Below are 24,487 nucleotides of genomic sequence, written 5' to 3'. Positions count from 1 at the left end.
TGAAGCGCGTCAGTTAAAAACCCCTCATAGCTTCCAGTCATGAATTTTGGCGCAACGTACCGGAAAAACGACATGAAGCCTATTCTGCGTTTCCATGGAGCTGCCCATGGCGTGACCGGATCCTGCTACGAGTTAGAAACAGGCACTCGTCGCTTGCTTATCGATTGTGGGCTGTTCCAGGGATCAAAGTCCGAGAAGGCGCTGAACTATGGCGACTTTCCCTTCGATCCCGCTTCAATCGACGCTGTTATCCTGACACATGCCCATATCGACCATAGCGGATTGCTGCCGAAACTCGTCAGGCACGGATTTGACGGAGCCATCTACGCGACGAGTGCCACCATCGATCTTTGTTCGGTAATGCTGCCGGATTCCGCGCACATTCAGGAAATGGAGGTCGAAAATCTCAACCGTCGAAATGCACAGCGCGGCAAGCCGCTAGTTTCGCCAATCTATACGATGCAAGATGCGACGGCCTGCATGACGCAGTTCCGTCCAGTCGCGTATACTGTCTGGACGACCATCGCGGATGGCGTGCGTGCACGCTTCTGGAATGCCGGGCACCTATTGGGATCAGCATCGGTTGAAGTTGAAATCGACCAAGCAGGCGGGCCTTTGCGCATGCTATTTTCGGGAGACATCGGCCCGGGCCATAAACTCTTCCAGACGGATCCCGAAGCCCCGTCTGGCATTGACTATCTGATCTGTGAATCAACCTACGGCGACAGGGATCGCCCCGAAGTCACGCGCGAGGCGCGCCGAAATCTGCTTGGAGTGGAAGTTCGACGCGCGGCCAATGCGGCAGGGCCACTGATCATTCCATCCTTTGCAGTCGAGCGGACGCAAGAATTGCTCGTCGATCTCTTTCTGCTCGCCAAGAGCGGCGATATACCCGCCGCCACGCCAATCTTCGTGGACTCGCCCCTAGCCACTCGCGCGAGCGCGATCTTCGAGCGCCACGCAAGTGACATTGTTGACGGCGACATCCTGAGGCAAGCGCTGAACTCCAGAAATATCCGCTTCACAGAAACAGTGGAGCAGAGCAAGGGGATCAACCGTTTGGTTGGATTTTTCATCGTCATCGCGGCGAGCGGCATGTGCGATGCAGGGAGAATACGACACCATCTCAAGGCCAATCTCTGGAGGAGAAACGCGACCGTCATGCTCGCGGGCTATCAGTCTCAGGGGTCGCTCGGTCGCATTCTGCTGGACGGCGCCGCGCGTGTGCGCATTCAAGGCGACGAGGTAGATGTGAAGGCGCATATCGGCCAATTTGATCTTTATTCTGGTCACGCAGACGCCAGCGAACTGGTGTCCTGGGTCAAAAAGTGCTCTCCAATTCGGCAAACGATCTTCCTGACCCATGGAGAGGAAGCTGGGTTGGCTGGCCTAAGGATGCGACTCGCGAACGCGTCGTTCCGCGACGCCAGCGTGGTTCTCCCCCTGATCGACGATGCATATGAACTCGGGCCAACCGGGTCACGGCAGGTCGACCTCAACAGGCCACGTCGTCTTCATCCGGAAAAAGTCGCCCGGCTGGATTGGCACAATGACCTGTCCAGGCTGCTCATCGACATCACTGAAAGTGTTAACGCTGTCGCCGACGAACGCGGCCGTGCGGCAATTATTCGTCGATTACGCCGCGCCCTTAAATCGTCAGCATAACCCTAAAATTCTAAATGGAGGCTTGCCGAGTATCGCGGCTCAAGGATGCAGGCTGTCGAATGGGCTAAAGATCGATGACCTCTGTCGCTGTCGAAAATGACCAAGGCCCTGAAATCTCCGCACCTCGACTTTCCCCACTTACCGACGATGAAGACAAAGCCACACATCAACAAAAGAAGGCAAACGATTCGGTGCAGGAGGGACAAGTCTCAAACCATATAGCTATTGGATTCGCCGCTCGATGATGGATTCACCGCGCCAGCAAGACCGGCAGCGGTGGATTCTCAAGCATCGATTTGGTAACGCCGCCGAAGATGCGCTCACGCAACCGGGAATGACCATAAGCGCCCATGACCATCAGGTCAGCGCCGATATCGATGGCGTGGCTGCGAAGTACATCCGCGATTGAATGGTTTGAGCTCGGCAGGCGGTCGATCGTTATCTTTACGCCATGACGCGCGAGATAAGCCCCGGCATCTGCGCCAGGTTCCTCCCCATGATACATTTCTCCTTCGACAGGATCGACAAGGGTCAGATGCACATCGTCTGCTCCCCGAAGGATATCAAGCGTGTCCCGCACAGCATTGGACGCTTCAAGGCGCGAATCCCAGGCAACCAGCACCCGTTTTGGTTTCAGGGAGACGTTTGTCCTTTGAGGAACAAGCAGCAGTGGTTTTCCAGAAAAAAACAATGCGCCGTCGATCACTTTGTTCTTCAACGCCCCGCCGGTCACCAGTTCCGGCCCGATAATTGTGATGTCGGCATAGCGTGCACGGCGGCCAATTTTTTCATCGGCCCAGCCGGCTTCCGGGTAATCGCCGGAAACATCAGCCGAAAGCCCCCTGCCCGCAAGAAAAGCTGAAATATCGTTTGTCCGCTTCTCCAACAACTTCATATCGGCCTGGCGTTCCTTCAACCAGTCGTCCGAAACGATAGCAGCGTACTCGCCGATTGGCGGCGGGGCAGCAATGACGACAGCAAGAACAGTAAGGTGGGCGCCGATCTCATCGCAGAGGTCAGTTGCAGGCTTGAGATCATCATCACCCATGTTCGGTCCCGTAACAGAAAGCAGCGTTTTGAAAGCCATTGTAATGCTCCATGAATTTGAGCGAGGATTCAATCTTCGGTGACAACCTTAACGGGACCGCCCGATGCGTTCATTGCGCTGAATCAAAGACTAAGGCGAGGATCCAGTTGACCCGGATCAACTCATGCGCCTGCCGAATTTGGTAAGCTTCAGGCTTTCGAGTGGTGGAGGTTCACATGAAGCGCCTGATTGCCGTCGTTCTCGTCAGTCTGCCCTGCAACGCGTCCTGGGCGCAGGAGATGAGTTATGGCGAGGCTGAGTATCTGAACTCCTGCGCGGTCTGCCACGGTCCTGACGGCAAGGGCGACGGTCCCCTTGGCGATGTGCTCATGAAGCGTCCGGCTAACCTGACGCAGCTGTCCGACAAAAACGGCGGTGTTTTTCCCTACCCCAGGGTCTTCGCCACCATCGACGGTCGTTATGCGGTGCCGAGCCATGGCGACCGCGAGATGCCCGTCTGGGGTCGCCAGTTCCTTGAGGAGGATGCCAAAATGTATGGTCCCGGTGCCGGCGAGATTGTCACGACAGAACGTATCCACAATCTGGCGGGTTACATTGAAACGCTGCAGCATTGAACTGCTGGGGCCGCAAGCTACGCGTGGTTCTTTCATAATTGAGCGCCTGCACTCAACGGTCCCGAAGCTTGCACAGATTGGCCGGGATCAGGTCTTGTCTGTCATCTTTTGGCTGCGGCGCGCGATCCATCGTAATCACGTCCTCAAAACCCGATAGATCGCCGGGATTACCAGCACGGTCAGCAAGGTTGATGAAGCGAGGCCGAATAGAAGCGAAATCGCCAGCCCCTGAAAGATCGGATCGGTCAGGATCACCGCCGCGCCGATCATCGCGGCAAGAGCCGTCAGCAAGATCGGCTTGAACCGTATTGCGCCGGCCTCGATCAGAACCTCGCTCAGCGGCCTTTCAGGGGACGAGGCGTGGCGGATGAAGTCGACCAGCAGGATCGAATTGCGCACGATGATGCCGGCGAGCGCGATAAAGCCGATCATCGAGGTGGCGGTGAACGGCGCGCCGAACAGCCAATGCCCGCCGAGGATGCCGATGAAGGTCAATGGGATCGGCGTCAGGATCACCAGCGGTACCTTGAACGAGCCGAACTGGGCGACAACAAGGATGTAGATACCGAGCAGTGCGACACCGAAGGCAGCCCCCATGTCGCGGAAGGTCACCCATGTGACTTCCCATTCGCCGTCCCATAGCAGCGTGGGCTTGCTTTCATCCTCCGGCTGGCCATGCAGGGATACTGTGGGCTTGGGCAGGTCCGTCCAGGCCTGCGCATCGATCGCCTCGCCGACAGCTAGCATGCCGTAGAGCGGCGCCTCGAAGCTGCCGGCAAGCTCGGCCGTCACCATTTCAGCAGCGCGACCGTTGTGCCTGAACACCGGAAAGGAAGCGCGCTCCGAGGCAACCCGGATGACATCGCCCAGTTCGACCACGCCGCGGTCGCCGGGCAGAACATTTGCCGGGATGGGCGTGGTCAGGAAGCGCTCGTCAAGCATGCGCTCGCTCTTGGGCCGCTCGATGCGGATCGGAATCGGCTGACGGCCACCGCCGCGATGTGAATAGCCGACGGTCTGGCCGCCGTTGAGTATGGCGATGGTGTCGAACACGTCGCTTTCCTCGACATGGAAGAACTCGGCATCGTCGGTGGAGATCGTGGCACGCAGCCGGCGTGCCGGTTGTCCCCAGGAATTGTCGACATCGACGATGAACGGCACCGAGCGGAACGCCGCCTCAACCCTGGCCGCCACCTTGCGGCGCGTCTCACCGTCGGGTCCGTAGATCTCTGTCAGCAATGTCGCCATCACCGGCGGCCCCGGAGGGGGCTCTACGACCTTGAGGCTGGTGCCGGCAGGAACGGCAATCGACGCAATGCGGCGGCGAATATCCAGCGCGATATCGTGGCTCGAGCGGCTGCGTTCCGATTTCGGGAAAAGATTAATCGCGACATCGCCCTGCTGAGGCTCATTGCGCAGGAAGGCGTGCCGGACAAGGCCGTTGAAGTTGAAAGGCGCCGCGGTTGCGGCATGCGTCTGGACCGAACGGACCTCGCTCAATTCGAGAACCTTATCGGTAACGGCTTGCGCCACCGCATCGGTCGCCTCGACGGACGATCCTTCTGGCAAGTCAATTGTCACGGCGAGTTCGGACTTGTTGTCGAAGGGCAGCAGTTTGACGGTGACATCCTTGGTATAGAACAGCGCGAGTGAACCAAGTGTCAGCACGCCAACGGCAAGCAGGAAAACCCAGCTCGTCTTCTTTGAAACCAGGATCGGTCGAGCGACAGCGGTGTAAATTCGGCCAAGCAAACCGCCTCCGGCATGGTCCGAAGAAACATGCACCGGCGCCTGGCCGGCAAATTTCAGCATCAGCCACGGCGTCACCATCACAGCGACAAAAAAGGAGAAAATCATCGCCGCCGAGGCATTGGCCGGGATCGGGCTCATATAGGGGCCCATCATTCCTGAGACGAACAGCATCGGCAACAGCGCCGCAACCACAGTCAAGGTGGCGACGATGGTCGGGTTGCCGACTTCGGCCACCGCCTCGATCGCTGCCTGCCGGCGGCCTCGTCCATCGCCCATCGCCCAGTGGCGGGAGATGTTCTCGATGACCACGATGGCGTCATCGACAAGGATACCAATAGAAAAGATCAGCGCGAACAGCGAAACGCGGTTCAGCGTGTAGCCCATGACGCGCGAGGCAAACAGGGTGAGCAGGATTGTGACGGGGATGACGATCGCCACCACCATCGCCTCTCGCCGGCCGATCGCGATCCAGACCAAGGCTATGATCGAGATGGTCGCCAGACCAAGATGATAGAGCAGCTCGTTTGCTTTCTCATTGGCGGTCTCGCCATAATCCCGCGTGATCTCGACCGAGAAGTCGGCGGGAATCAGGCCGCCCTTCAACATATCTACCCTATGCAGGATCGCCTCGGCGACCGACACCGCATTGGCGCCTGCCCGCTTGGCAATGGCGACGGTCACCGATGGCACGCGCGTCACCCCGGTTGTGTCTTTTGTCAGGGTCGAGACCAGCACGTCGCCGGAGTCGGTCGCAAAGGCGACGTCGGCAACGTCGCGGACGTAGACAGGACGGTTGTCGCGCGAGGTCAGCAGCAGATTGCCGATCTGGTCCGGCGAGGCGAGCGTCTCGCCGGCTACGATCTCGATCTGCTCGCCTTGATCGCGCAGGCGTCCGGACGGAAAGGCCTTGTTCGCTCCCGTGACCTTGGCTGCGAGCTGCTGCAGGGTCACGCCGTAGAGCGCAAGCTTTTCCGGGTTCGGCGCGACGCGGATTATCTCCCCGGTGTCGCCGACCAGATAGGTCAGCCCGACATTTTCAATCTTGGCGATTTCCGTGCGCAGTTCGCGCGCGATGCGGGTGAGATCATTCGCTGTCACGCGCCTGGCGATTTCCGGCTTCGGCGACAGCGTCAGCGTGACGATGGCGACATCGTCGATGCCGCGACCGACGATGAGCGGTTCGGGCACGCCGACGGGAATGCGGTCCATATTGGCGCGGATCTTATCGTGGACGCGCAGCACCGCTGCGTCCGACGACGTGCCAACGACAAAGCGCGCGGTGACCATCACCTGATCGTCGCGGCTTTGCGAATAGACGTGCTCGACGCCGTCTATGCCCTTGACGATCGTTTCCAGCGGCTCGGTCATCAACTTGACGGCATCGTCGGCCTTCAGACCGTCGGCGCGCACAAAGATGTCGACCATCGGCACCGAAATCTGCGGTTCCTCCTCGCGCGGCAGCGTGAGCAGCGCGACCAGCCCGAACGCAAAGGCGGCAATCAGGAACAGCGGCGTCAGAGGCGATGCGATGAACGCCCGCGTCAGTCCCCCGGCAATACCGAGCGCTACGGGACCTTTCATGGCGTGACCACGACATCGCCGGACGCAAGGCCGGTCAGTATCTCGACATAGTCGCCGTCGGCGCGCGTTATCCGCCCCCCGATGACCACAGCCCTCTCGGCCTCGCTGCCGGAAGCAGAGACGCGCACGAAATCGATCCCAGAGCGCGTCTCGATCGCCTCAGACGGCACCAGAAGGGCCGAACGCTCGGCGACTGGCAGCTCCACCAGCACCCGGGCGTCGATGAAATCGGTATCGAGATTGTCGACCTCAACGTCGGCGATGACCCGACCGTTGTTGATCTGCGGATAGATCTTGGCGAGATGGCCTGCGGCCTCCTCACCACTGGCATTGATGCGGATGGTCGCACCCTGCTTCAGCGTTGCTGCATAACGCTCCGGAATGGCCAGCCGCAGGAACACGCCACCGCCGCCGATGGTCGCCACTTCTTCACCAGCCATGATCACCGCGCCGCGCGTGACCGGCACGGTCAGCACGCGACCGTCGCCCGGCGCAAAGACATCGCCTTCGGCACCCTGCTGCACGATTACGGAACGCTGCGCCTCCGTCGCGGCAAGCTGGTTGCGCGCGACGTCGACTTCCGTGCGGAGTTGATCGAGGCGCTGCAAGGTCATGACTCCCCTGTCCACTAGCGTCTGACCGCGGGCCAGTTCAGACTGGGCAGTCGTAAGCTGCGCCTGCAGGGCGCGAAGTTGAGCGCCCAGTGCTGCGACCTGGAAGGCGATCTTGTCGTCCTGGACGGTGGCGATCTTCTGCCCTGCCTTGACCTGTTCTCCCTCGGTAACCGCCAGATCGATGATGATGCCGCCAATGCGAGCGCGCGCAGGAATGGTATTGCGCGCCTCTACACGGCCATAGACCGCCTTCCATTCGATCACTGTCGTCGGGGCGAGCGTAAGCGTATCGGCGAGGACCGGCGCGCTGACGAGCAGCGCGCCGAGCAAGAGGGACCTGCGCATTTTGGGGCTCCTAGAAGGCGCATCCCGGCTTGACGCCGAGCTTTTTGAAAATGACGGCTGCCGGGCAGAAGCCGGTGAACGCCGACTGCACCAGGTTCAGCCCGATGAAGACCGTGAACCAGACGAACAAGGGCGAAACCCAGACTGTAAGAGCAACCGACAGCAGCACCATTGTGCCCGCAAATGCGAGGACGGAACGATCGAGTGACATCTTCATCTCCACTTGTATATGATAATATATAAATATATTAATTTTATTTCCTACCACAAGGGCGGAACCGACTTTATCGCCGCGGCTGAGCGCCATCGCTACGCCTGCCAGCAACGACAGCCGCCAGTATCTCCAGCTTGACCTGGTCAGGAATCCACGGGCGCTTCGACCTTGATCTGCTTGAGCTTGTCGATGCCCAGCATCTGGAGCGCAAGGTGCTCGTAGAAGGGTTCGGACTTGCCGGTCCTGATCTTGTGCAGGAAATACTTCTCGAAGCCGACTTTGGCCGTATGCACCCATTTGCCGGAGGACGACCAGTTAACGTTCCGAGGCGGGATTTGCGGTTGCGCTACGAATGCGATCCCGGAGTCGCCGAAATCGGCGAGGCAGACTGCGTTCCATGTTCCCTGGGCGTCAGGTTCCATCCCGTTCACCAACCGCCCGATATTGCGGACCGTCGCCGTGACCATGGATTCGATCATGAAGCCGGTCTTCGGCACGCCGACCGGGACAGGCGTCTTGCCGATGGGCGGGATGGCAACGCAAACGCCGACCGCGAATATTTCAGGGAAAGCCGGGTTGCGCTGGTGCTTGTCGACGACGACGAAGCCGCGAGGATTGGTGAGGCCCTCGGTGCCGTGCACTGCAGCCACGCCCCGGAATGCCGGCAGCATCATTGCATAGATATATGGCAGTTCATGCGTCTGCCTGACCGACCCGTCGTCGGCAATCTCCGAGATGGACATCTTGCCAGGTTCGACTTTGTCGATTTTGGCATTGCAGATCCACTTGATGTGATGCTGGCGCATCTCGCTCTCGAGCAGACCCTTCGTGTCGCCGACACCGTCGAGGCCGAGATGGCCGATATAGGGCTCGGCAGTGACGAACGTCATCGGCACGCGATCGCGCACTCTTGCGTCGCGCAGCGCCTTGTCGAGGATGAAGGCGAATTCGTAGGCCGGTCCGAAGCAGGAGGCACCCTGGGCCGCGCCGATGACGACGGGACCCGGGCTGGCGACGAGCGCATCGAAGGCGGCCTTTGCCTTGAGAGCATGATCGATGTGGCAGACGGACTGCGTGTTGTGCTCCGGCCCGAGACCTTCGATCTCATCGAAGGCGAGTTCAGGGCCTGTGGCGATAACCAGATAGTCGTAGGGAACTATACTCCCATCATTGAGTTCAACGGACCGATCGCCCGGATGAATGCGCCTAGCCCCTTGCGGATGAAATCCGATATTCCGACGCGACAGGACTGGAGCCAAGTCGACTTCGATTGCGTCCCTGTCGCGCCAGCCGACGGCAATCCAGGGATTGGACGGCACGAATGAATAATGACTGCCATTGTTGATGACCGAAACCTTGTGTTCCTTCGCCAGTTCATCGCGAAGTTCATAGGCCGCGATGGTGCCTCCCAGTCCGGCACCCAAGACGACAACATGCGCCATACCTTGTCTCCTCCTTCGCATCGTTGCCTTGCAGCGCGATGCGGCCCCGCCTCAGCGGGCGATATCAGACATTCTGCACTATTGCGGCGAGTTGTGACTTGATGCGGGTCAAATCAGGCATGCCGGCTTAATCGACGATGCGGTATCGACGTGTCGGCTTGACAGGAAACAGCATCGAACTATTATTATTTGTAACTCTTAATATGATAATGTGTTCATATGCGCAATATAAAAATTACAGACTTGGACAAAATGGCTCGGGAGGCGTCCGAGCTGCTCGCGGCAATGGCCAACGAGAAGCGCCTGATGATCCTGTGCCACCTGTTGGATGGTGAGGCGAGCGTGAACGAATTGGCCGAACTGGTCTCGATGAACCAGTCTGCGCTTTCGCAGCAACTGGCAAAGCTGCGAGCCCTGAAACTGGTCGACACCCGCCGCGATGCCCAGCAGGTTTATTATCGGCTTGCTTCGGTCGAGGTCGAGCGCATCCTGCAAACACTCTACGGTATCTATTGCGACCCGCAAACCAGGACGGCAAAGAGCAGGCCCCTGTAGCTTCGCACGGTACGATCATGCGAGATTACTGATCTGCTGGAGCAACGGACGGGCGGCACAACATACAATCACATGCCCTGCCGCATGACTTCATCGACACGTCGGATATTCTGCACGGTTGTCCGGTGCCGCACCAAAGCGATCACTTCAGCAAGCTTGATCCTGGTCAATATTAACCGGCGCCGTCCGTTGTAGAAGCTCAAGCTGCCACAGATCAGGACGGGGTGTGCTGTAGCCGCATGTCCCCTCCGCAATTTTGGAAGCCGGCATGTCATGCGATACTTTTTTGATGTTCGTAGCGATGGAAGCCTTGCAATTGATAGCATCGGTTTGGAATTAGTCGATCTGAAGGCTGCGGCCGTCGAAGCTGCCAGCGTGCTTGCGGAAAAGGCCGACGATATGTTTTCGGGAGTTCTGCAGAAAGAGCTATCGGTAGAAATCCGGGATGCTTTCGGAACTGTTGCAATGACGGTCACGCTAATACTGCGAAACAAATCACCGTTGATGCCTTTTCGAAGATTGTGAGCATTCGTGCAGGGTTGAGGTATAGGAACATCAACCGCTGAAGATCAATCACAACTATTGGCGATCGTCTCCGGCTCTCGCTGGTCAGTCGCAATCATCCAACAAAATGCGTTCAGCGCTTCCATCCATGTCCTGATATTGGCCACTGCGCAGTGCCCAGAGAAACGCCGCCAGCCCCACGCCTCCAAGGAACAGCGCTACGGGTATCAGGACGATGAGATTGGTCATGCGGCTGACCTCGTTCCAAAGCTTCGCGAGCCCGACGCCGATCCATAGTCCTTTGCCGGCACAGTCATTCCGCCTCCGAGCCGCAAGGCGTTGGCTATGACCATGACAGACGACAGAGACATGGCGATGGCAGCAATCAGCGGCGTAACAAATCCGAGAATGGCTATTGGAACCGCAACTGCATTGTAGGCAACTGCAAAGGCAAGGTTCTGGAGAATGAGCCTGCGAGCCCTGCGGGAGACGGACAGCGCCATTGGGATCGCCGAGAGACTGTCGCGAAGGAATACAAAATCGGCAGCGTTGCGGCCAACATCCGCAGCAGTCGCCGGCGCCATCGAGACGTGCGCCGCCACGAGCGCTGGCGCGTCATTGAGCCCGTCGCCGACCATGAGTACCTTTCGGCCTGTGGCGGCCAGTTCCGCAATGTGCGCGGACTTTTCACCTGGCAATACACCGGCGCGAACATTGGCAATACTGATCCTGTCCGCTATCGCACATGCAGCTTCGCGGTGATCGCCGGAGAGCATTTCGATCGAAAGCCCTTCGGAAACGAGGCCGGATATTGCCTTTGCGGCATCGGGACGTATCTGGTCTTCGCAAATCAGCTTTGCCACGGCGACCCCATCTCGGCTCAAAATTGTGCCTGGAGCCGATATGTCATGATTCTGAGAGCGGAGAGCCCAACCCTCCCTGCCGAGCCGCCAGACCGAACCGTCTGCCTTTGCCTCCAGGCCGCAGCCAGGCACTTCGCAGATGTCGGTGAACCGGAACGGCGACGGGTCGGCGGAAGTACCCGCCTGCGCGATGGCGCGCGCAACCGGATGGTGCGAATACATGGCCAGATCCGCAGCAATCGCCATTGCCGTGCGGTCGATCAGATCGCCATTTGTCAGCCGAGGCGTGCCCAGCGTCAGGGTTCCTGTCTTGTCGAAGACGACCGTGTCGATCTCGGCCAGCCGTTCCATGGCCGAACCATCTTTGACCATGATGCCGTTCTCGAACAGCCTCCGGGCCGCGACCACCTGCACGATCGGCACCGCAAGGCCCAACGCGCAAGGACAGGTGATGATCAGCACGGCGATCGCGATTGTAATGGCGCGATGCCAATCGCCGGTGGCGGCCATCCAGCCTGCGAAGGTGAGGAGCGCAGTAAGATGGACGACGGGGGAATACAACGCCGAGGCGCGGTCCGCGATGCGGCGATAGCGTGCCCGCCCACCTTCGGCAGCTTCCATGAGCCTGACCATCTCGGCCAAAAATGAATCCTTGGCAGCTGCCACGGCTTCGATGGTCAGAGCGCCGGTCAGGTTCATCGTGCCGGCGCGCAACATGCCGCCGGGGGCCACCCGCTGCGGCTCGCTCTCGCCACTGACAAGCGAGCAATCGACATCGGAGGTTCCGTCGCGGACACGTGCGTCGACCGGTACGCGATCGCCGGCGGCAAGCAACAGGGTGCTGCCGGCTGCGATTTCCTCCAGCGGAATGTAATCGCGAGAACCGTCCTGCCGGATCACGGTGGCGCCGCGCGCGGCAAGACGCCTCAAGCCGCGGACGGCAACACGGGCGCGTTCGCGCATGACATGATCGAGCGTACGGCCGATCAACAAGAAGAAGAGCAACGACACGGAAGCGTCGAAATAAGCGTGCTCGCCGTGATTGATCGTTTCGTAGAGGCTCATGCCATAGGCAAGACTGACGCCCAGAGCGATCGGAACGTCCATGTTCATGCGGCCATGGCTGAGCGCATTCCACGCAGAGCGGAAATAGATGCGGCCGGCAAATGCCAGTGCCGGGATGGCGATCAGGGCTGAAATCCAGTGAAACAGGTCCCGCGTGGCATCTTCCGCGCCCGACCAGATCGAGACGGACAGCAGCATGATGTTGCCGGCGGCGAAACCTGCCACCGCGACGGCACGGATGAGTTCGGCAAGCGTTTCGTCCCTGCCCGGTTCATTGTCGACATCGAAGAGATGCGCCTCGTAGCCGAGTTGATCCAGCACGGTCATGACCGGCGGTGTCTCGCCCTCGCGCCAGCACACCGACAGGCGCCTGGTCGAAAGATTGACCCGCGCGCTCGCCACGCCCGTGAGGTTCTTCAACGAGGATTCTATCGCGTGAATGCACGCGGCACAGTGCACGCCGGGAACTGACAATTCGACCTGAACGAGGCCGTTCCCGAGCTGGCGGCTTGCCAGCCTGATTTCGTCCGTCGACGGCAGATCGCGGCGTGAAGGCTCAAGGTCGAGCGCCAGTTCAGCTCCCGGGGCACAACAGCTCATCGGATCGCCCCATCCGCGACGACGACGCGGCGTACCTGCCGATAAGGCTTTTGCCTGCCCACATCGGCGTCGATCTCGACGATCCAGACCCCGTCAACAACGGTCTTTTTGCTTCCGAAAGTCCCGTCCGCCATCCGCGCCAACGAAATCACCCGGTCTTCCTGTTCATAGGCAGGGTGGCGGAACGTTGCCGTAACCGAGCGCAGAGCGAGTAACCCACCGGAGGCATCGGAAAGGCTGTAGTGGACAGCGCCGCCTGCAATCGTGAGTGTTCCCGTCCAGCCAAGGGCTGCCTGTTCCCTGCCCTCCTCCGCCTTGCGATTGAATTCCTGGCTGGCGACATAGGTGTTTTCGACGACGAGCCCGGTCCAGCTGGTTCGCGCAAACCTCGCCATAGTCAGATTCACGGCGATGACAGTGCCGAAAAAGGTTAGCATCACATAGAGCATGTGCCTGCCGGTGAATTCTGAAGATTTGCGGATAGGCACGTTCATCTTGACAACTCCGGAGCGTTGAAGCTGGCGACATAGTTTGCTGCCTCTGAGCCCGCCGCGTCCTGAATGGTAATGCGGAAATTCCGGCTTACGTCCTGAACAAGATCGCGGGGCTGACGGACATAGACCTTGATGGCCTTGAGCCTGTCCGGCTCCAGGGATATCTCCAACGGTCCGTCTTGCGGGTGATCGATGCCGACAACTGACAAGGTCGCGCCCGGCAGTCCATCGATGGTCAGAAGAACCGTCCGCGGCCGCGGGACCATATTCAGCAGTTTGACCGTGTAGCCATTTCTTATCGAACCATCGGACAATGTGACAAACTGCGGATTGCGGTCATGCAGTACGTTCACCTCAAGCCGATCCCTGACAAGCAGGGCATAAAGCAATGCTATCCCGACGAACGACCACGCGCCCATGTATATGAATGTTCGTAGGCGAAAGATGTTGCCGAGGCGAAAATGCGCGACTTTGTCCACGAGCCTGCCGTCGGTTCCTCGCACCAGTGCTGGGCTGATGGTTTGGCTGCCGCCTGAAGTGGCGAGCATCATATTGGCGTTGTAATCGCTAAGCGTGGCATAGGAGATCAGACCGCGTTCCTTGCCGATCTTTTCCATGACACCGTCGCAGGCGTCGATGCAAAGCGCGCAGGTGATGCATTCGAGTTGCTGGCCGTCGCGAATGTCGATGCCCATCGGGCAGACCGTGACGCAGGCATCGCAATCCACGCAATCTCCAACGCTTTGGCCTGCGGCCGCCATCTTCTTGGCATGACGCGAACGCGGCTCGCCGCGCCAGTCATTATAGGTGACCGTCAGCGAGTTCTCATCGAGCATCGCCCCCTGAATACGCGGCCAGGGGCACATATAGGTGCAGACCTGCTCGCGCATGAGGCCGCCGAAGACGTAAGTGGTCGCGGTCAGGATCGCGATGGTGATATAGGCGACAGGCGCGGCTGTACCGGCAGACACGCTGAACAGCAGGGTCGGCGCATCGGCAAAGTAGAAGATCCATGCACCGCCTGTCGCCGCTGCTATGACCAGCCAGATGGCATGCTTGGATATCCGGAGCACCAGCTTGCGTGCATTCCAGGGACCGGCGTCGAGCTTCATCCGCGCGTTGCGGTCGCCTTCGATCGCACGCTCTACAACAAGGAAAAGGTCCACCCATACGGTCTGCGGACAGGTATAGCCGCACCAGGCACGCCCGACCGTCGAGGTGACAAGAAACAGGCCGATGCCGGCCATCATCAGCAGGCCGGCGACAAAGAAAAATTCCTGCGGCCATATCTCGATGAAGAAGAAATAGAAGCGCCGGCCGGCGAGATCGACCAACACGGCCTGGTCCGGCGCGTAGGGACCGCGATCCCAGCGAATCCACGGGGTCAGGTAATATATGCCAAGCGTGATCGCCATGACGATCCACTTGAAGCGGCGGAACCGCCCCGAGGCGCGCTTGGGAAATATCTTCTTGCGCGGCGCATAAAGCGGCTGGCTGACCTGGCCAGCTTCAACCACCTCTGCGTGCAGCTTTTCCCGTTCCACCCTGTCCAGCATTTTGAATTCCCGCGTAGCCATCACTGTTCTCGATGCGCCACGCCCGCAAAAGGCGCGTTGATCCAGGTCAAGCCACCGAAAATGAAACCGTCATGACCGGGCGCAAACTCTGCAAGACAGCTCTATTCCCCACCACCGAGCGAATGGATGTAGACGGCAAGTTCCTTGACCTTCGCATCCCCCAGACGGGCACCCCAGGCCGGCATCGCGCCATGCTTTGGGGAGCCTACCTGAGCCGCAATCGCACTTTGGCTCGAACCGTATAGCCAGATGGCGTCCGTCAGATCTGGTGCACCAAGTTCGGGATTGCCCTTGGCGCTGTCGCCATGGCAGGCGGCGCAGTTTTCAGCAAAGACCTTGCGGCCGGGTTCTACCAGAGCTGCAGCCTCACCCTTCCCCGACAGGCTCGCTACAAAAGCGCTGACCTGAGCGATCTGTTCGCGGTCGAGGATGTCGCGAAATGCCGGCATCTCGGAAAACCGCGTATTGGGGTCGGCCGAGAAACGCACGCCGTGCGTAATCGTCTGATAGACTTGGTCGACGCTTCCGCCCCACAGCCACTCATCGTCGTTGAGATTGGGAAACCCGGGTGAACCTTGTGCGCCAGAACCGTGACACTGCACGCAATTGACCTTGAAGGCAGCACCGCCGGCGGCCACGGCAAATTCCCGCAAGGCGTCGTCAGATGCTATTTCGGCTACGGTTTTGGACTGTACTGCAGTCACATACTGGGCCTTTGCCGTCTCGGCGACTGTGAGCTCATTCTTCAGTGCGTCCCGGCTCGAATAGCCAAGCAGGCCGGTCGTGGCCGAACGCAGCATCGGCCATGCGGGATAAGCGATCGTATAGCCGAGTGCCCAGACGATCGTCGCGTAGAACGTCCATACCCACCACCGCGGCAGCGGATTGTTGAGTTCCCTGATGCCATCCCAGTCATGACCGGTTGTCTCGACTCCCGACGCATGGTCTATGTGTTTTTCACTCATGGTCAGTCGTCCTTAAGCGGAATCTTGGCGGCCTCTTCGGCTTGTTTTCGGCTGCCAGGACGAAGCGCGAAAATAACGGCCCCGACAAAGAACAGGGTCATGAACAGCAATCCCCAACTGTCCGCGAAATGACGCATGGCGGTGTAGGTTTCCATGTCTTCCCCCGTTACCGGTAGCCGGCAGCTTCGTCATAGGTCGAGAAATCGACCAAGGTGCCCAGCATCTGCAGATAGGCGACCAGCGCATCCATCTCAGTCAATGCCTGTGGATTGCCATCGAAGTCGCCGATCTTCGCTTTCGGATACCGCGCCAGTAGACCCGACGTATCGGCATTAGGATTTGCCTGCGCCGCAAGATCCGCCTCCGCACTCGCGATCATCTCAGGCGTATACGGCACGCCCACATCGGCATTGGCCGCGAGTTGAGTCGAGAACCCTTTGACTGGCAGCAATTCGCTTTTGAGGAAGGCATAGCTCGGCATGACCGTCTCGGGTACCACGGAGCGCGGCGCACTCAGATGCTGCACATGCCATTCGTTCGAATAGCGGTCACCGACGCGCGCGAGATCGGGGCCTGTCCTCTTCGACCCCCACTGGAACGGATGATCGTACATCGACTCCGCAGCAAGGCTGTAATGGCCGTAGCGTTCGACCTCGTCGCGGAAAGGCCGGATCATCTGGCTATGGCAGGTGTAGCAACCTTCGCGGATATAGATATTGCGCCCGACCAGTTCGAGCGGCGAATAGGGACGCATCCCCTCCACTTTCTCGATCGTGTTCTGCAGGTAGAATAACGGAGCGATCTCGACGATGCCGCCGATCGTGACCACCAGAAAAGACCCGACGAGAAGAAGTGTGGCGTTCTTCTCGATGATCGCGTGTTTATCCATCAAGGCCATTTGGGTCTCCTATTCGGCAGGCTGGAGAACGGGGACGGAGCCCGACATCGGTTCCTCCTCGCGCTGGTAGCCAAGGATGGTCATGGTGACGTTCCAGGCCATGATCAGCGCACCGGCGAGATAGAGGGCGCCGCCGATGGCGCGCATGACGTAATAGGGGTGCATGGCCGCGACGGTTTCTGCGAAGGAATAGACCAGGAAGCCCTGCTCGTCGTACTCACGCCACATCAGCCCCTGCTGTATGCCGGATACCCACATCACGGCTGCGTAGACGACTATGCCGAGCGTCGCGAGCCAGAAATGCCAGGTGACGAGACGCAGGGAATAAAGCCGCTCGCGGTTCCACAATCGCGGCACCATGAAGTAGAGCGCGCCAAAGGAGATCATGCCAACCCAGCCGAGCGCGCCGGAATGGACGTGCCCGATGGTCCAGTCGGTGTAGTGCGATAGCGAATTGACCGCCTTGATCGACATCATCGGCCCTTCGAAGGTCGACATCCCGTAGAAGGCGACGGCCATGACCATCATGCGAATGATGGGATCCGTACGCAGCTTGTCCCAAGCCCCCGACAGTGTCATCAGCCCGTTGATCATCCCGCCCCAGGAAGGCATCCACAGCATGATGGAAAAGACCATGCCTAGCGTCTGCGCCCAATCAGGCAAGGCGGTGTAGTGAAGATGATGCGGACCGGCCCAAATGTAGAGGAAGATCAGCGCCCAAAAATGGATGATCGACAGGCGGTAGGAATAGACCGGCCGATTGGCCTGCTTGGGGATGAAGTAATACATCATGCCCAGAAAGCCGGCAGTCAGGAAGAAGCCGACTGCATTGTGGCCGTACCACCACTGCGTCAGGGCATCCTGCACGCCGGAGAAGACCGAGTAGCTTTTCGATCCGAGGAAGGACACCGGCATCGCCAGATTGTTCACCACATGCAGCATCGCGATCGTCACGATGAAGGACAGGTAGAACCAGTTGGCGACGTAGATATGAGGTTCTTTACGCTTCAGGATCGTGCCGAGGAATACGATGAGATAGGCGACCCAGACGACCGTCAGCCATAGATCGACGTACCATTCGGGTTCCGCGTATTCGCGGCTCTGGGTGATGCCGAGCAGGTATCCCGTCGCGGCCATGACGATAAAGAGCTGATAGCCCCAGAAGACGAACCATACGAGATTGCCGCCGAAAAGCCGCGCATGGCACGTGCGCTGCACGACATAGAAAGACGTGGCGATGAGTGCATTGCCACCAAAGGCGAAGACGACGGCCGAGGTGTGCAGCGGCCGCAGCCTGCCAAAATTGAACCAGGGTTCGATATTGAGATCGGGGTAAGCCAGTTGAAGGGCGATCACCACACCAACCAACAGCCCAACAACCGCCCAGAACATGGTTGCGATCGATCCGTAGCGGATTGGCTCGTCCATATACGCTGAACTGCGGTCGCTCCGGACCGGCGCTGGCGTGAAAGTTGTGTTGCGCATGAGCACGATGGTTGCAACGCCCAGCACGAAGAAGAGAACCCACATGTGCTTTGCAAACGGTTCGTCTGCCGCAAATGCGGCTGCAAGCAAGGCAAGGAAGGTTGCAAACCCCAGCCCCACAATTTCCGCTCCGTACTTCATTGATTGTCCCCGTCTGCACTGACCCGGCGCCGATCGTCCTTGCGAAGCGGCCCGCGCGATCATCAATTCCGCGATGCGCGCAGCTGTGCCTTGATCCAGATCAAAGCCTTGCGATCTATCCTTGGAGATTCTCGTTCCGGCACAGGTTCGGAGGTTGCCGGATGTCAGATCATAAAGCGGTGCAGCCGTATGCGTTCGATATGCAGTGGAACGGCGATGCCCGGCATGCCATGGAACTTCTTCCCGCCGCGATGATGAAGCGAGCACATCTCGAAAAACTGCGGCTTTGCACGAGCCTGGAAGATATCGCCGACTCACTGCCGGGGCATATCGACCGGTTGCAATGCCTGAGTGTTGCAAATGCACTGATACCGCTTCTACGTAGTGTCCACCGCTATGAGGAAACCGTTGTCTTTCCGGCTTTCGAAACAGCGCTTGGCAGGGTTGGTAAAGCCCAGACGATACAGCGCCTGCGCGCCGAACATGTGGAAGATGAATGCTTTGCAGATGATGTAACGGAAATCCTCCTGGCGATTGGCCATGGGGAAGCGATAGAAAATCCCGAAGCCCTGGGCTTTATGCTGCGCGGATTGTTCGAAACCATAAGGCGGCATGTCGCGTTCGAATGCGAGCATGTCCTGCCAGCGATCAGCGTCTTGTAGATTTCCTAGGAACCGGAACGAGCCTCAAGCCGGCTGAACCGCTCGACTGTGACATGTCGATGGTTCTCTATGCGGATGACACCATCCGACCGGAGCTTGGTGAGTTGGCGGCTGACCGTCTCGATTGTGAGGCCGAGGAAATCCGCGATATCAGCTCGCGTGAGCGGTAGATCGAAAGTTACCGGACCGGCTTTCGGATCTGTGGCGGGATCGATGAATCTGGCGATCATCACAAGAAAGCTCGCCACCTTTTCCGAAGCAGTCTTGCGTCCGAGCATAACCATCCAGTCCCTAGCCTCATCGAGTTCCTTCAGCGTCTGGCGCAGAAGCCGACTTTCGAGACCGGCGGAGTCCTTCATCATCCGTTCGATGGCCGTCTTGGGAAAGGAACAAAGCGTCACCCCGGTCGCTGCCTCGGCATTGATCGCACTCTCCGTTTTGAACGGACGCCCAAGGAAATCAGGGGCGAACTGCAACCCGACAATCTGCTGGCGACCGTCGGAGAGCGTCTTGGTGAGCTTCACCACGCCCGAAAGAATGTTGGAATAGCCGCTGATCGCTTCCGCATCGCCGATGAGCTCCTTTCCGGCATCGACCTGGTGTCTCGACGATGACTTGGCGAGCAAAGTCAATTGGTCGGTATCCAATGCGCCGCACACGCCTCGATGGCGGGCTTCGCAAGCCTGGCAGAGTGCTGGAATATCCGAATTGTGAATATCTTGCCGCAAGTTCATGGCGAACACCGAGCGATCCTTGCAATCCCTTGGTTTTACCTGATCACGAGAAGCAAATCTCGCGTCAGTTTGTCTCGCGCCGTGTGTTTATTCATCGCGACGCTCAGTTTTCAGAAAACTGTTTGACCAAGATCAATGTGGGCAGCGTTCAGAGCGCTTTTTTTAGGAGCCGGTGGGCAATTGCTTGTGCAACGGGACTCCCCAACTTGATTTGTTTTTGAGTGAAAGGTCGGGAGATCGGAGTTCTGGAACCTTGGGAGTGACGCTGTGGTTAAAAGAAACCATCGCAAGAATGAACGAGAACCAAGAGGAACTTCGCTCCAGTTGGATTTGCAGATCGTGATCAAGGTACTCGATGACCTGGGAATGTCGGATGCGGAAATCAGACGATATTTCGGCAGTGACGGCGATCTGATCGCAGCGATAAGCAATTTCTCGAAAAGTTGCGCGCATGCCAAGTCATCAAGCGGTTCCGCGATCTCGCTTACGGAAGCCTTGTCTCGCCAGAAGGCAATAGATTGACCGCAATCAGTGAAATGCCTGTCCTTTGCAATCGGGAGGGCGCAAAGCTGCCAGCTATCGATAAGTGAGGGAGCAATGAAAGTCACACACGACGATGTGGGGAACACCAAAGTGGCACGGTACGTCATGGTTGACGGGCGAAAGGTGAGAATAGACCGGAAAGCCGTTGAAATCTGGAAACAAAATCCAGAAGCAACCTTCAATGCGGTCTGGAATGCCGATCGAAGAGAATTCCTTCTTTCCGGCCCTGACGAATGAAGATCTTCACCTCGGCCTGGAATTGACAAGGATCAAAGCCGATGGCGGGCAGAGGCGTATATTTCCCTGATGACCGCCAGCGCCCTGAAGCCTCTATACCCCCAACCGCTGTGGATTGTTTGCGTTGCGGCGGCGTGGGCTATCGCCTTCGCCCCAGCGACAGCCGCCAACCTGACAAACCGTGGCAAGGCACTGGTGGAGGACAATTGCGCCCGCTGCCATGCGATCGGAAGAACCGGCAAAAGCACGCATCCTGACGCACCACCCTTTCGCACCCTTTCGCAACGTTACCCGCTCGATTCACTGGAAGAAGCGCTGGCAGAGGGTATCTCGACCGGACATCCGGATATGCCCGAATTCACCGCAACTCCAGACCAGATCTCGGCTATCCTCGATTATATCGGGAGCTTGCAGAAACCATGAGCAAAAAGGCCAACAAGATAGTCCTGGAGGCCGGCTACGTGCGATCCGTTCTGGTGGGCGTTACAGCTAGGGCCGATTTCACGGAAACGCCGGCGCTGAAATACGCCATCGACCTCGCGGCCAATTGCGGTGCGAGCTTGACGCTTTACGTGTTTGCCCCACGTTCAATTGCATGGCTAGGCGCCACTGTAGCGCCTTCGGCCTGGGCTGAGCACGAGATAGAAAAATGCCGGCGCGCAACGTCTGCCACCACACTTGCCGCAAGCGAACTTGTATCGGGGGAGCGAATTGACCTTATCACGGAACAAGCCAACTCACCCTTCGAACCGCGCGGCGAGCGATTTGTTCATCTAGCGAGAACCCACGACCTCGCGATTCTGGATGCAGCTCTCGACACAGACCTAGAAGGCCACGCTTTGATCGAAGATACGTTGTTTGACAGCGGTCGGGCGGTGGTCGTGGTTCCACGAAATGGTGGAACCGCCGTGCCACACCGTATCGCAGTAGCATGGGACGGAAGCGCGCGGGCAGCGCGCGCGGTCAAAGAGGGGTTGCCATTTCTTGCAACCTCCGAGCTCGTTGTCCTTGTCACGATCACCGGCGAAAAGGACCTCTCACGCATGGCGCCGGGAGCTGAACTTGCCGCCTATCTGGTAAGGCATGGTGTGAAGGACTGTAAACTTGCCACGCTCGCCGGCGCAGGCGGAGATGTTGCCACATGCATCCGCCTGTTTGTAGCGGAAGAAGACATTCAAATGATTGTGATGGGCGCTTTCGTTCATTCGCGATTCCGTGAGGCCATCCTTGGCGGCGTTACACGTTCCCTGCTCGATGCAAGCCCCGTACCCCTGCTCCTGGCGCACTAGCGGCAATTACCTTTGTAATCGTCACGTTGGGAGCTGATCAACTTTGAGGCAAATCAAGGCGCAGAAAGGCAATGTATGATCGAGTGCTTCAAGCGCTTCTCATCGACGAACAGCGCGGATTCTAATGAAAGGAAACCAACATGAGACGCCAGGCGCTTGTTCCCTTTGTCACCTATCCCGAGGCGGTCACCGACGCCGTTACGATAAACGCTGTCGCAATGGCTGCCAAACTTGACGCCGACTTGCATGCGCTGGCAGTCAATGTCGACATTCCACCCGTTTCGAATGCGCTGTCACGCTTTCTCCTAAACACCCCGGAGCTTATTCGCCAAGCGGAAATCAAGAGCGGAAAGCGCGGAATGGAAATGCTCACGGCCGTAGCCAAACAGGCCAAGCAGTTCGACATGGATGTGACGACAAAAACGCTTGTCGCAGCCCCCGCATTGCTCGGAGACGTCGCGGCAAAGCAAGCGCGCTACTTCGACTTCGCGCTTGTCGGTTGGGAAGCGAACAATGCGACATCGCAAATGACGGCTGAAGCGGTCATCTTCGGGTCAGGTCGCCCGACGATCCTGCTTCCGGAACTTTCAACGATAGGCGCTCTCGACCACATCGCAATTGCATGGGACGGTAGCCGGGTTGCCGCCCGCGCTGTCGCAGACTCTCGCCTGCTGCTTGAACGCGCCACCAGGATTTCAGTTCTGACAGTGGTAGACGAAAAGCCACTCGATGAAGGAGAAATGGGAGAACGACTGGCTGAAGGTCTGCGGAAGCGCGGATTGCCGGCGGAGGCGGTGGCAATTCGAACAGCAGATTGCCCGATTGGCGTGACCTTGCAGGATCACGCGATCGAATCGGGAGCCGCCCTTCTCGTCATGGGTGGCTATGGCCATTCTCGTATCCGCGATTTCGTTCTCGGCGGGGCCACTGAGGGCATCCTCAATGATCTCCGGTTGCCCGTGCTTCTGTCGCATTGAGATTCAGAAAGCGTTTGAAGGCCAGTTCTGCAGCAAGAAGGGGCTGGTCGGAAGCTTAGGAATCGGCGTTGGCAACCGGACCGGCGAACTCGCCCTCGATGTTCAACTATCGAAAAAAGCTGATGCGACGAAACTTCCGCGGAAATTCTATGGCATGTCTGCGATAGTTGACATTGTTGGCGAGGTTCGCACTTTGTAGAGAAATCCTGACGTATCGGTTTGCTGCCAGTCAAGCCGCCGTTCTTGCCGCCATGTCTTCGGTGACGATCTCGGCTTCTCTGCGAACCCGCTTTGCGGTCTCGGATGCTGCGCGCGATCCGATCGTGTTCAGCTTGGCGGCCTCCCTGGAGTATTCCGCTACCGCATTCTGGAAGAACCCGGCGTAAACAACGAACGCATCGATCAATCCATCCGTTGTCATCAGGTCGTCGACCAGTTTCATCTCCTCCTCATAGCGATGCTTAAGGAAAGCAAGGCCTTCGGATTGAAAGTGTAACATCGTCTTCACGTTCTGCGCATGAAGGCGACCCATTGCGAGAAGCGCTTTCTGGCTTGTCGCGATCGACGGCGCGGCGGGCCCGAGCAAGTTATTGAGAGGCGTTGCGGTCTGGTTCGGCATGAAGTGATTCCTTTCTTCGCAGAATTGCAAATCGGATCGTAAAACCCCTAACCTCCAAAAACCGTATGGGGCGATGAGCATGGGTTCCTTGATCTGGATCAACACATCATTCCGCGCGGGCAGACCTGGTGCAGGCGATAGGGGAGCAATTCGCAGCGATGCGTGGCATCAATCTAATGCGCGAGAAGCACGGGCAGGCTGGGCTCGTCGATCAGCGATCTCGTGACGCCACCGAAAATCCTCTCTCTCATGCGCGAATGGCCATAAGCACCCATCACAATCATATCCGCGGAGATATCGTTGGCATGTTGGCGCAAGACGTCCGCGACTTGTGCGCCGGCGCTGGGAAGCCGATCGACCGTTACCTTGATGCCATGGCGCACCAGATAGGTTGCTATGTCAGCACCCGGCTCCGGACCATTGCGCCCCAGCGTTGCCTCCGGATCGATCAGTGTGATGTGGACACTATCCGCTGCCACCATCAATTCCAGCGCCTCGCGGGCAGCGCGCATGGCTTCAAAGCCGGAATCCCAGGCGAGCAGAATGGTCTTCGGCCGCAATGTCGGCTTTGCTTCCGCGGGAAGGAGCAGCAGCGGCTTGCCTGACTCGAAAAGTGCGCCGTCTATGGCACGCTTCTTAAGTTCACCATCGTTCAGGAGCGCCGGGCCGATTATCGTCAGGTCTGCATAACGCGCGCGCTCTCCGATCACCTCATCGACCCAGGCCATCTCCGAATATTCACTGTCCACATCGCTCGATAACGATGCGCCGGATGTCCGCACATTCACCGTCTTGACCCTCGCTTTGAGCGCCGCGATGTCATGCTGCCGTTCCTGGAGCCATGGCGCTGACAGTACTGCTGCATAGCCGCCGATTGGAACTGGCGGGACCAAGGCGACCACCAGGACACTAGGGTTCAAACCCATTTATCGCGTTGATTTGGCGTAGCAAATCAGATTCAGGATTTCCGATCAACGGATTGGAGGCTTGGATGGGTCGGTTGT

26 protein-coding genes are annotated in these 24,487 nt (G+C 58.5%); 10 read left to right on the top strand and 16 right to left on the bottom strand.

The window, feature by feature from the left end; translation table 11 throughout:
- Nucleotides 1–72: 72 nt before the first annotated feature.
- Nucleotides 73–1,665: an MBL fold metallo-hydrolase gene (locus BM413_RS27380; RefSeq protein ID WP_091918029.1), complete on the top strand. Its 1,593-nt coding sequence runs from the start codon at nt 73–75 to the stop codon at nt 1,663–1,665.
- A 250-nt stretch (nt 1,666–1,915) separates the two neighbouring features.
- Here BM413_RS27380 and BM413_RS27375 read toward each other — a convergent pair whose 3' ends face one another.
- Nucleotides 1,916–2,752, bottom strand: a complete 837-nt coding sequence (locus tag BM413_RS27375) for a universal stress protein (RefSeq protein ID WP_091918028.1) — start codon at nt 2,750–2,752, stop codon at nt 1,916–1,918.
- Nucleotides 2,753–2,928: 176 nt separating this feature from the next.
- Between BM413_RS27375 and BM413_RS27370 the strand changes: the two genes are divergently transcribed.
- Nucleotides 2,929–3,327, top strand: a complete 399-nt coding sequence (locus BM413_RS27370) for a c-type cytochrome (RefSeq protein WP_091918027.1) — start codon at nt 2,929–2,931, stop codon at nt 3,325–3,327.
- Nucleotides 3,328–3,462: 135 nt separating this feature from the next.
- Here BM413_RS27370 and BM413_RS27365 read toward each other — a convergent pair whose 3' ends face one another.
- The 4 genes from BM413_RS27365 to BM413_RS27350 all read right to left on the bottom strand — a co-directional run bounded on the left by BM413_RS27365 (nt 3,463) and on the right by BM413_RS27350 (nt 9,275).
- A complete protein-coding gene (locus tag BM413_RS27365) occupies nt 3,463–6,660 on the bottom strand; it encodes an efflux RND transporter permease subunit (protein ID WP_091918026.1) in 3,198 nt (1,065 codons plus the stop codon).
- The gene (locus BM413_RS27360; protein ID WP_091918025.1) at nt 6,657–7,619 is read right to left on the bottom strand and encodes an efflux RND transporter periplasmic adaptor subunit; all 963 of its coding nucleotides are present in this window, start codon (nt 7,617–7,619) and stop codon (nt 6,657–6,659) included. The genes BM413_RS27365 and BM413_RS27360 overlap by 4 nt, the downstream gene beginning before the upstream one ends.
- A gap of 10 nt (nt 7,620–7,629) precedes the next feature.
- Entirely contained in the window at nt 7,630–7,830 is a 201-nt protein-coding gene (locus BM413_RS27355) for a YgaP family membrane protein (RefSeq protein WP_091918065.1), read from the bottom strand.
- Nucleotides 7,831–7,976: 146 nt separating this feature from the next.
- On the bottom strand, nt 7,977–9,275 hold the full coding sequence (locus tag BM413_RS27350) for an NAD(P)/FAD-dependent oxidoreductase (RefSeq protein WP_091918024.1): 1,299 nt from the start codon (nt 9,273–9,275) through the stop codon (nt 7,977–7,979).
- A 219-nt stretch (nt 9,276–9,494) separates the two neighbouring features.
- On the opposite strand from BM413_RS27350, the gene BM413_RS27345 reads away from it, so the two are divergent.
- Nucleotides 9,495–9,830, top strand: coding sequence for an ArsR/SmtB family transcription factor (locus BM413_RS27345; protein ID WP_091918023.1), 336 nt, complete (start codon nt 9,495–9,497; stop codon nt 9,828–9,830).
- 273 nt (nt 9,831–10,103) lie between these two features.
- A complete protein-coding gene (locus tag BM413_RS27340) occupies nt 10,104–10,355 on the top strand; it encodes a DUF6894 family protein (protein ID WP_091918022.1) in 252 nt (83 codons plus the stop codon).
- Nucleotides 10,356–10,439: 84 nt separating this feature from the next.
- Here the strand turns inward: BM413_RS27340 and ccoS are convergent, their stop codons facing one another.
- The 8 genes from ccoS to ccoN form a co-directional block, all read right to left on the bottom strand.
- Nucleotides 10,440–10,583, bottom strand: a complete 144-nt coding sequence (gene ccoS / locus BM413_RS27335) for a cbb3-type cytochrome oxidase assembly protein CcoS (RefSeq protein WP_091918021.1) — start codon at nt 10,581–10,583, stop codon at nt 10,440–10,442.
- On the bottom strand, nt 10,580–12,862 hold the full coding sequence (locus BM413_RS27330) for a cation-translocating P-type ATPase (RefSeq protein ID WP_091918020.1): 2,283 nt from the start codon (nt 12,860–12,862) through the stop codon (nt 10,580–10,582). The genes ccoS and BM413_RS27330 overlap by 4 nt, the downstream gene beginning before the upstream one ends.
- The gene (locus tag BM413_RS27325; protein ID WP_091918019.1) at nt 12,859–13,356 is read right to left on the bottom strand and encodes a FixH family protein; all 498 of its coding nucleotides are present in this window, start codon (nt 13,354–13,356) and stop codon (nt 12,859–12,861) included. Before BM413_RS27325 ends, BM413_RS27330 begins: the two co-directional genes overlap by 4 nt.
- Nucleotides 13,353–14,912 (bottom strand): cytochrome c oxidase accessory protein CcoG, encoded by a 1,560-nt coding sequence (ccoG, locus tag BM413_RS27320; RefSeq protein ID WP_091918064.1) that lies wholly within the window; start codon nt 14,910–14,912, stop codon nt 13,353–13,355. Before ccoG ends, BM413_RS27325 begins: the two co-directional genes overlap by 4 nt.
- Nucleotides 14,913–15,034: 122 nt before the next feature.
- Nucleotides 15,035–15,898 carry a cytochrome-c oxidase, cbb3-type subunit III gene (ccoP, locus tag BM413_RS27315; RefSeq protein ID WP_091918018.1) on the bottom strand — a complete coding sequence of 288 codons (864 nt, stop codon included), beginning with the start codon at nt 15,896–15,898 and terminating at the stop codon, nt 15,035–15,037.
- A 2-nt stretch (nt 15,899–15,900) separates the two neighbouring features.
- Nucleotides 15,901–16,053, bottom strand: a complete 153-nt coding sequence (locus tag BM413_RS27310; protein WP_091918017.1) for a cbb3-type cytochrome c oxidase subunit 3 — start codon at nt 16,051–16,053, stop codon at nt 15,901–15,903.
- An 11-nt stretch (nt 16,054–16,064) separates the two neighbouring features.
- On the bottom strand, nt 16,065–16,796 hold the full coding sequence (ccoO, locus tag BM413_RS27305) for a cytochrome-c oxidase, cbb3-type subunit II (protein WP_091918016.1): 732 nt from the start codon (nt 16,794–16,796) through the stop codon (nt 16,065–16,067).
- 9 nt (nt 16,797–16,805) lie between these two features.
- Nucleotides 16,806–18,422: a cytochrome-c oxidase, cbb3-type subunit I gene (gene ccoN / locus BM413_RS27300; protein ID WP_091918015.1), complete on the bottom strand. Its 1,617-nt coding sequence runs from the start codon at nt 18,420–18,422 to the stop codon at nt 16,806–16,808.
- Between the two features lie 161 nt (nt 18,423–18,583).
- Between ccoN and BM413_RS27295 the strand changes: the two genes are divergently transcribed.
- Nucleotides 18,584–19,084, top strand: a complete 501-nt coding sequence (locus BM413_RS27295; protein ID WP_348272941.1) for a hemerythrin domain-containing protein — start codon at nt 18,584–18,586, stop codon at nt 19,082–19,084.
- A 5-nt stretch (nt 19,085–19,089) separates the two neighbouring features.
- Here BM413_RS27295 and BM413_RS27290 read toward each other — a convergent pair whose 3' ends face one another.
- Complete coding sequence (locus BM413_RS27290; protein ID WP_091918014.1) at nt 19,090–19,818, bottom strand: Crp/Fnr family transcriptional regulator; 729 nt, start codon at nt 19,816–19,818, stop codon at nt 19,090–19,092.
- Between the two features lie 324 nt (nt 19,819–20,142).
- On the opposite strand from BM413_RS27290, the gene BM413_RS27285 reads away from it, so the two are divergent.
- From BM413_RS27285 to BM413_RS27270, 5 genes are all read left to right on the top strand, one after another.
- Complete coding sequence (locus BM413_RS27285; protein WP_091918013.1) at nt 20,143–20,340, top strand: hypothetical protein; 198 nt, start codon at nt 20,143–20,145, stop codon at nt 20,338–20,340.
- A gap of 75 nt (nt 20,341–20,415) precedes the next feature.
- The gene (locus tag BM413_RS32785) at nt 20,416–20,598 is read left to right on the top strand and encodes a hypothetical protein (protein ID WP_139238671.1); all 183 of its coding nucleotides are present in this window, start codon (nt 20,416–20,418) and stop codon (nt 20,596–20,598) included.
- Nucleotides 20,599–20,667: 69 nt separating this feature from the next.
- Nucleotides 20,668–21,021, top strand: coding sequence for a c-type cytochrome (locus BM413_RS27280; RefSeq protein WP_091918012.1), 354 nt, complete (start codon nt 20,668–20,670; stop codon nt 21,019–21,021).
- On the top strand, nt 21,018–21,887 hold the full coding sequence (locus BM413_RS27275) for a universal stress protein (RefSeq protein WP_244538046.1): 870 nt from the start codon (nt 21,018–21,020) through the stop codon (nt 21,885–21,887). The genes BM413_RS27280 and BM413_RS27275 overlap by 4 nt, the downstream gene beginning before the upstream one ends.
- A 140-nt stretch (nt 21,888–22,027) precedes the next feature.
- Nucleotides 22,028–22,864, top strand: coding sequence for a universal stress protein (locus tag BM413_RS27270; RefSeq protein WP_091918011.1), 837 nt, complete (start codon nt 22,028–22,030; stop codon nt 22,862–22,864).
- 229 nt (nt 22,865–23,093) lie between these two features.
- Here BM413_RS27270 and BM413_RS27265 read toward each other — a convergent pair whose 3' ends face one another.
- A complete protein-coding gene (locus BM413_RS27265) occupies nt 23,094–23,483 on the bottom strand; it encodes a phasin family protein (RefSeq protein ID WP_210188987.1) in 390 nt (129 codons plus the stop codon).
- 173 nt (nt 23,484–23,656) lie between these two features.
- The gene (locus BM413_RS27260; RefSeq protein WP_175544464.1) at nt 23,657–24,403 is read right to left on the bottom strand and encodes a universal stress protein; all 747 of its coding nucleotides are present in this window, start codon (nt 24,401–24,403) and stop codon (nt 23,657–23,659) included.
- Nucleotides 24,404–24,487 lie beyond the last annotated feature (84 nt).

The sequence above is a fragment of the Mesorhizobium sp. YR577 genome, assembly GCF_900116595.1.
Lineage (GTDB): Bacteria > Pseudomonadota > Alphaproteobacteria > Rhizobiales > Rhizobiaceae > Mesorhizobium_M.
The sequence above is the reverse complement of the archived record's forward strand: the minus strand, read 5'-3'. Positions and strand labels throughout refer to the sequence as shown.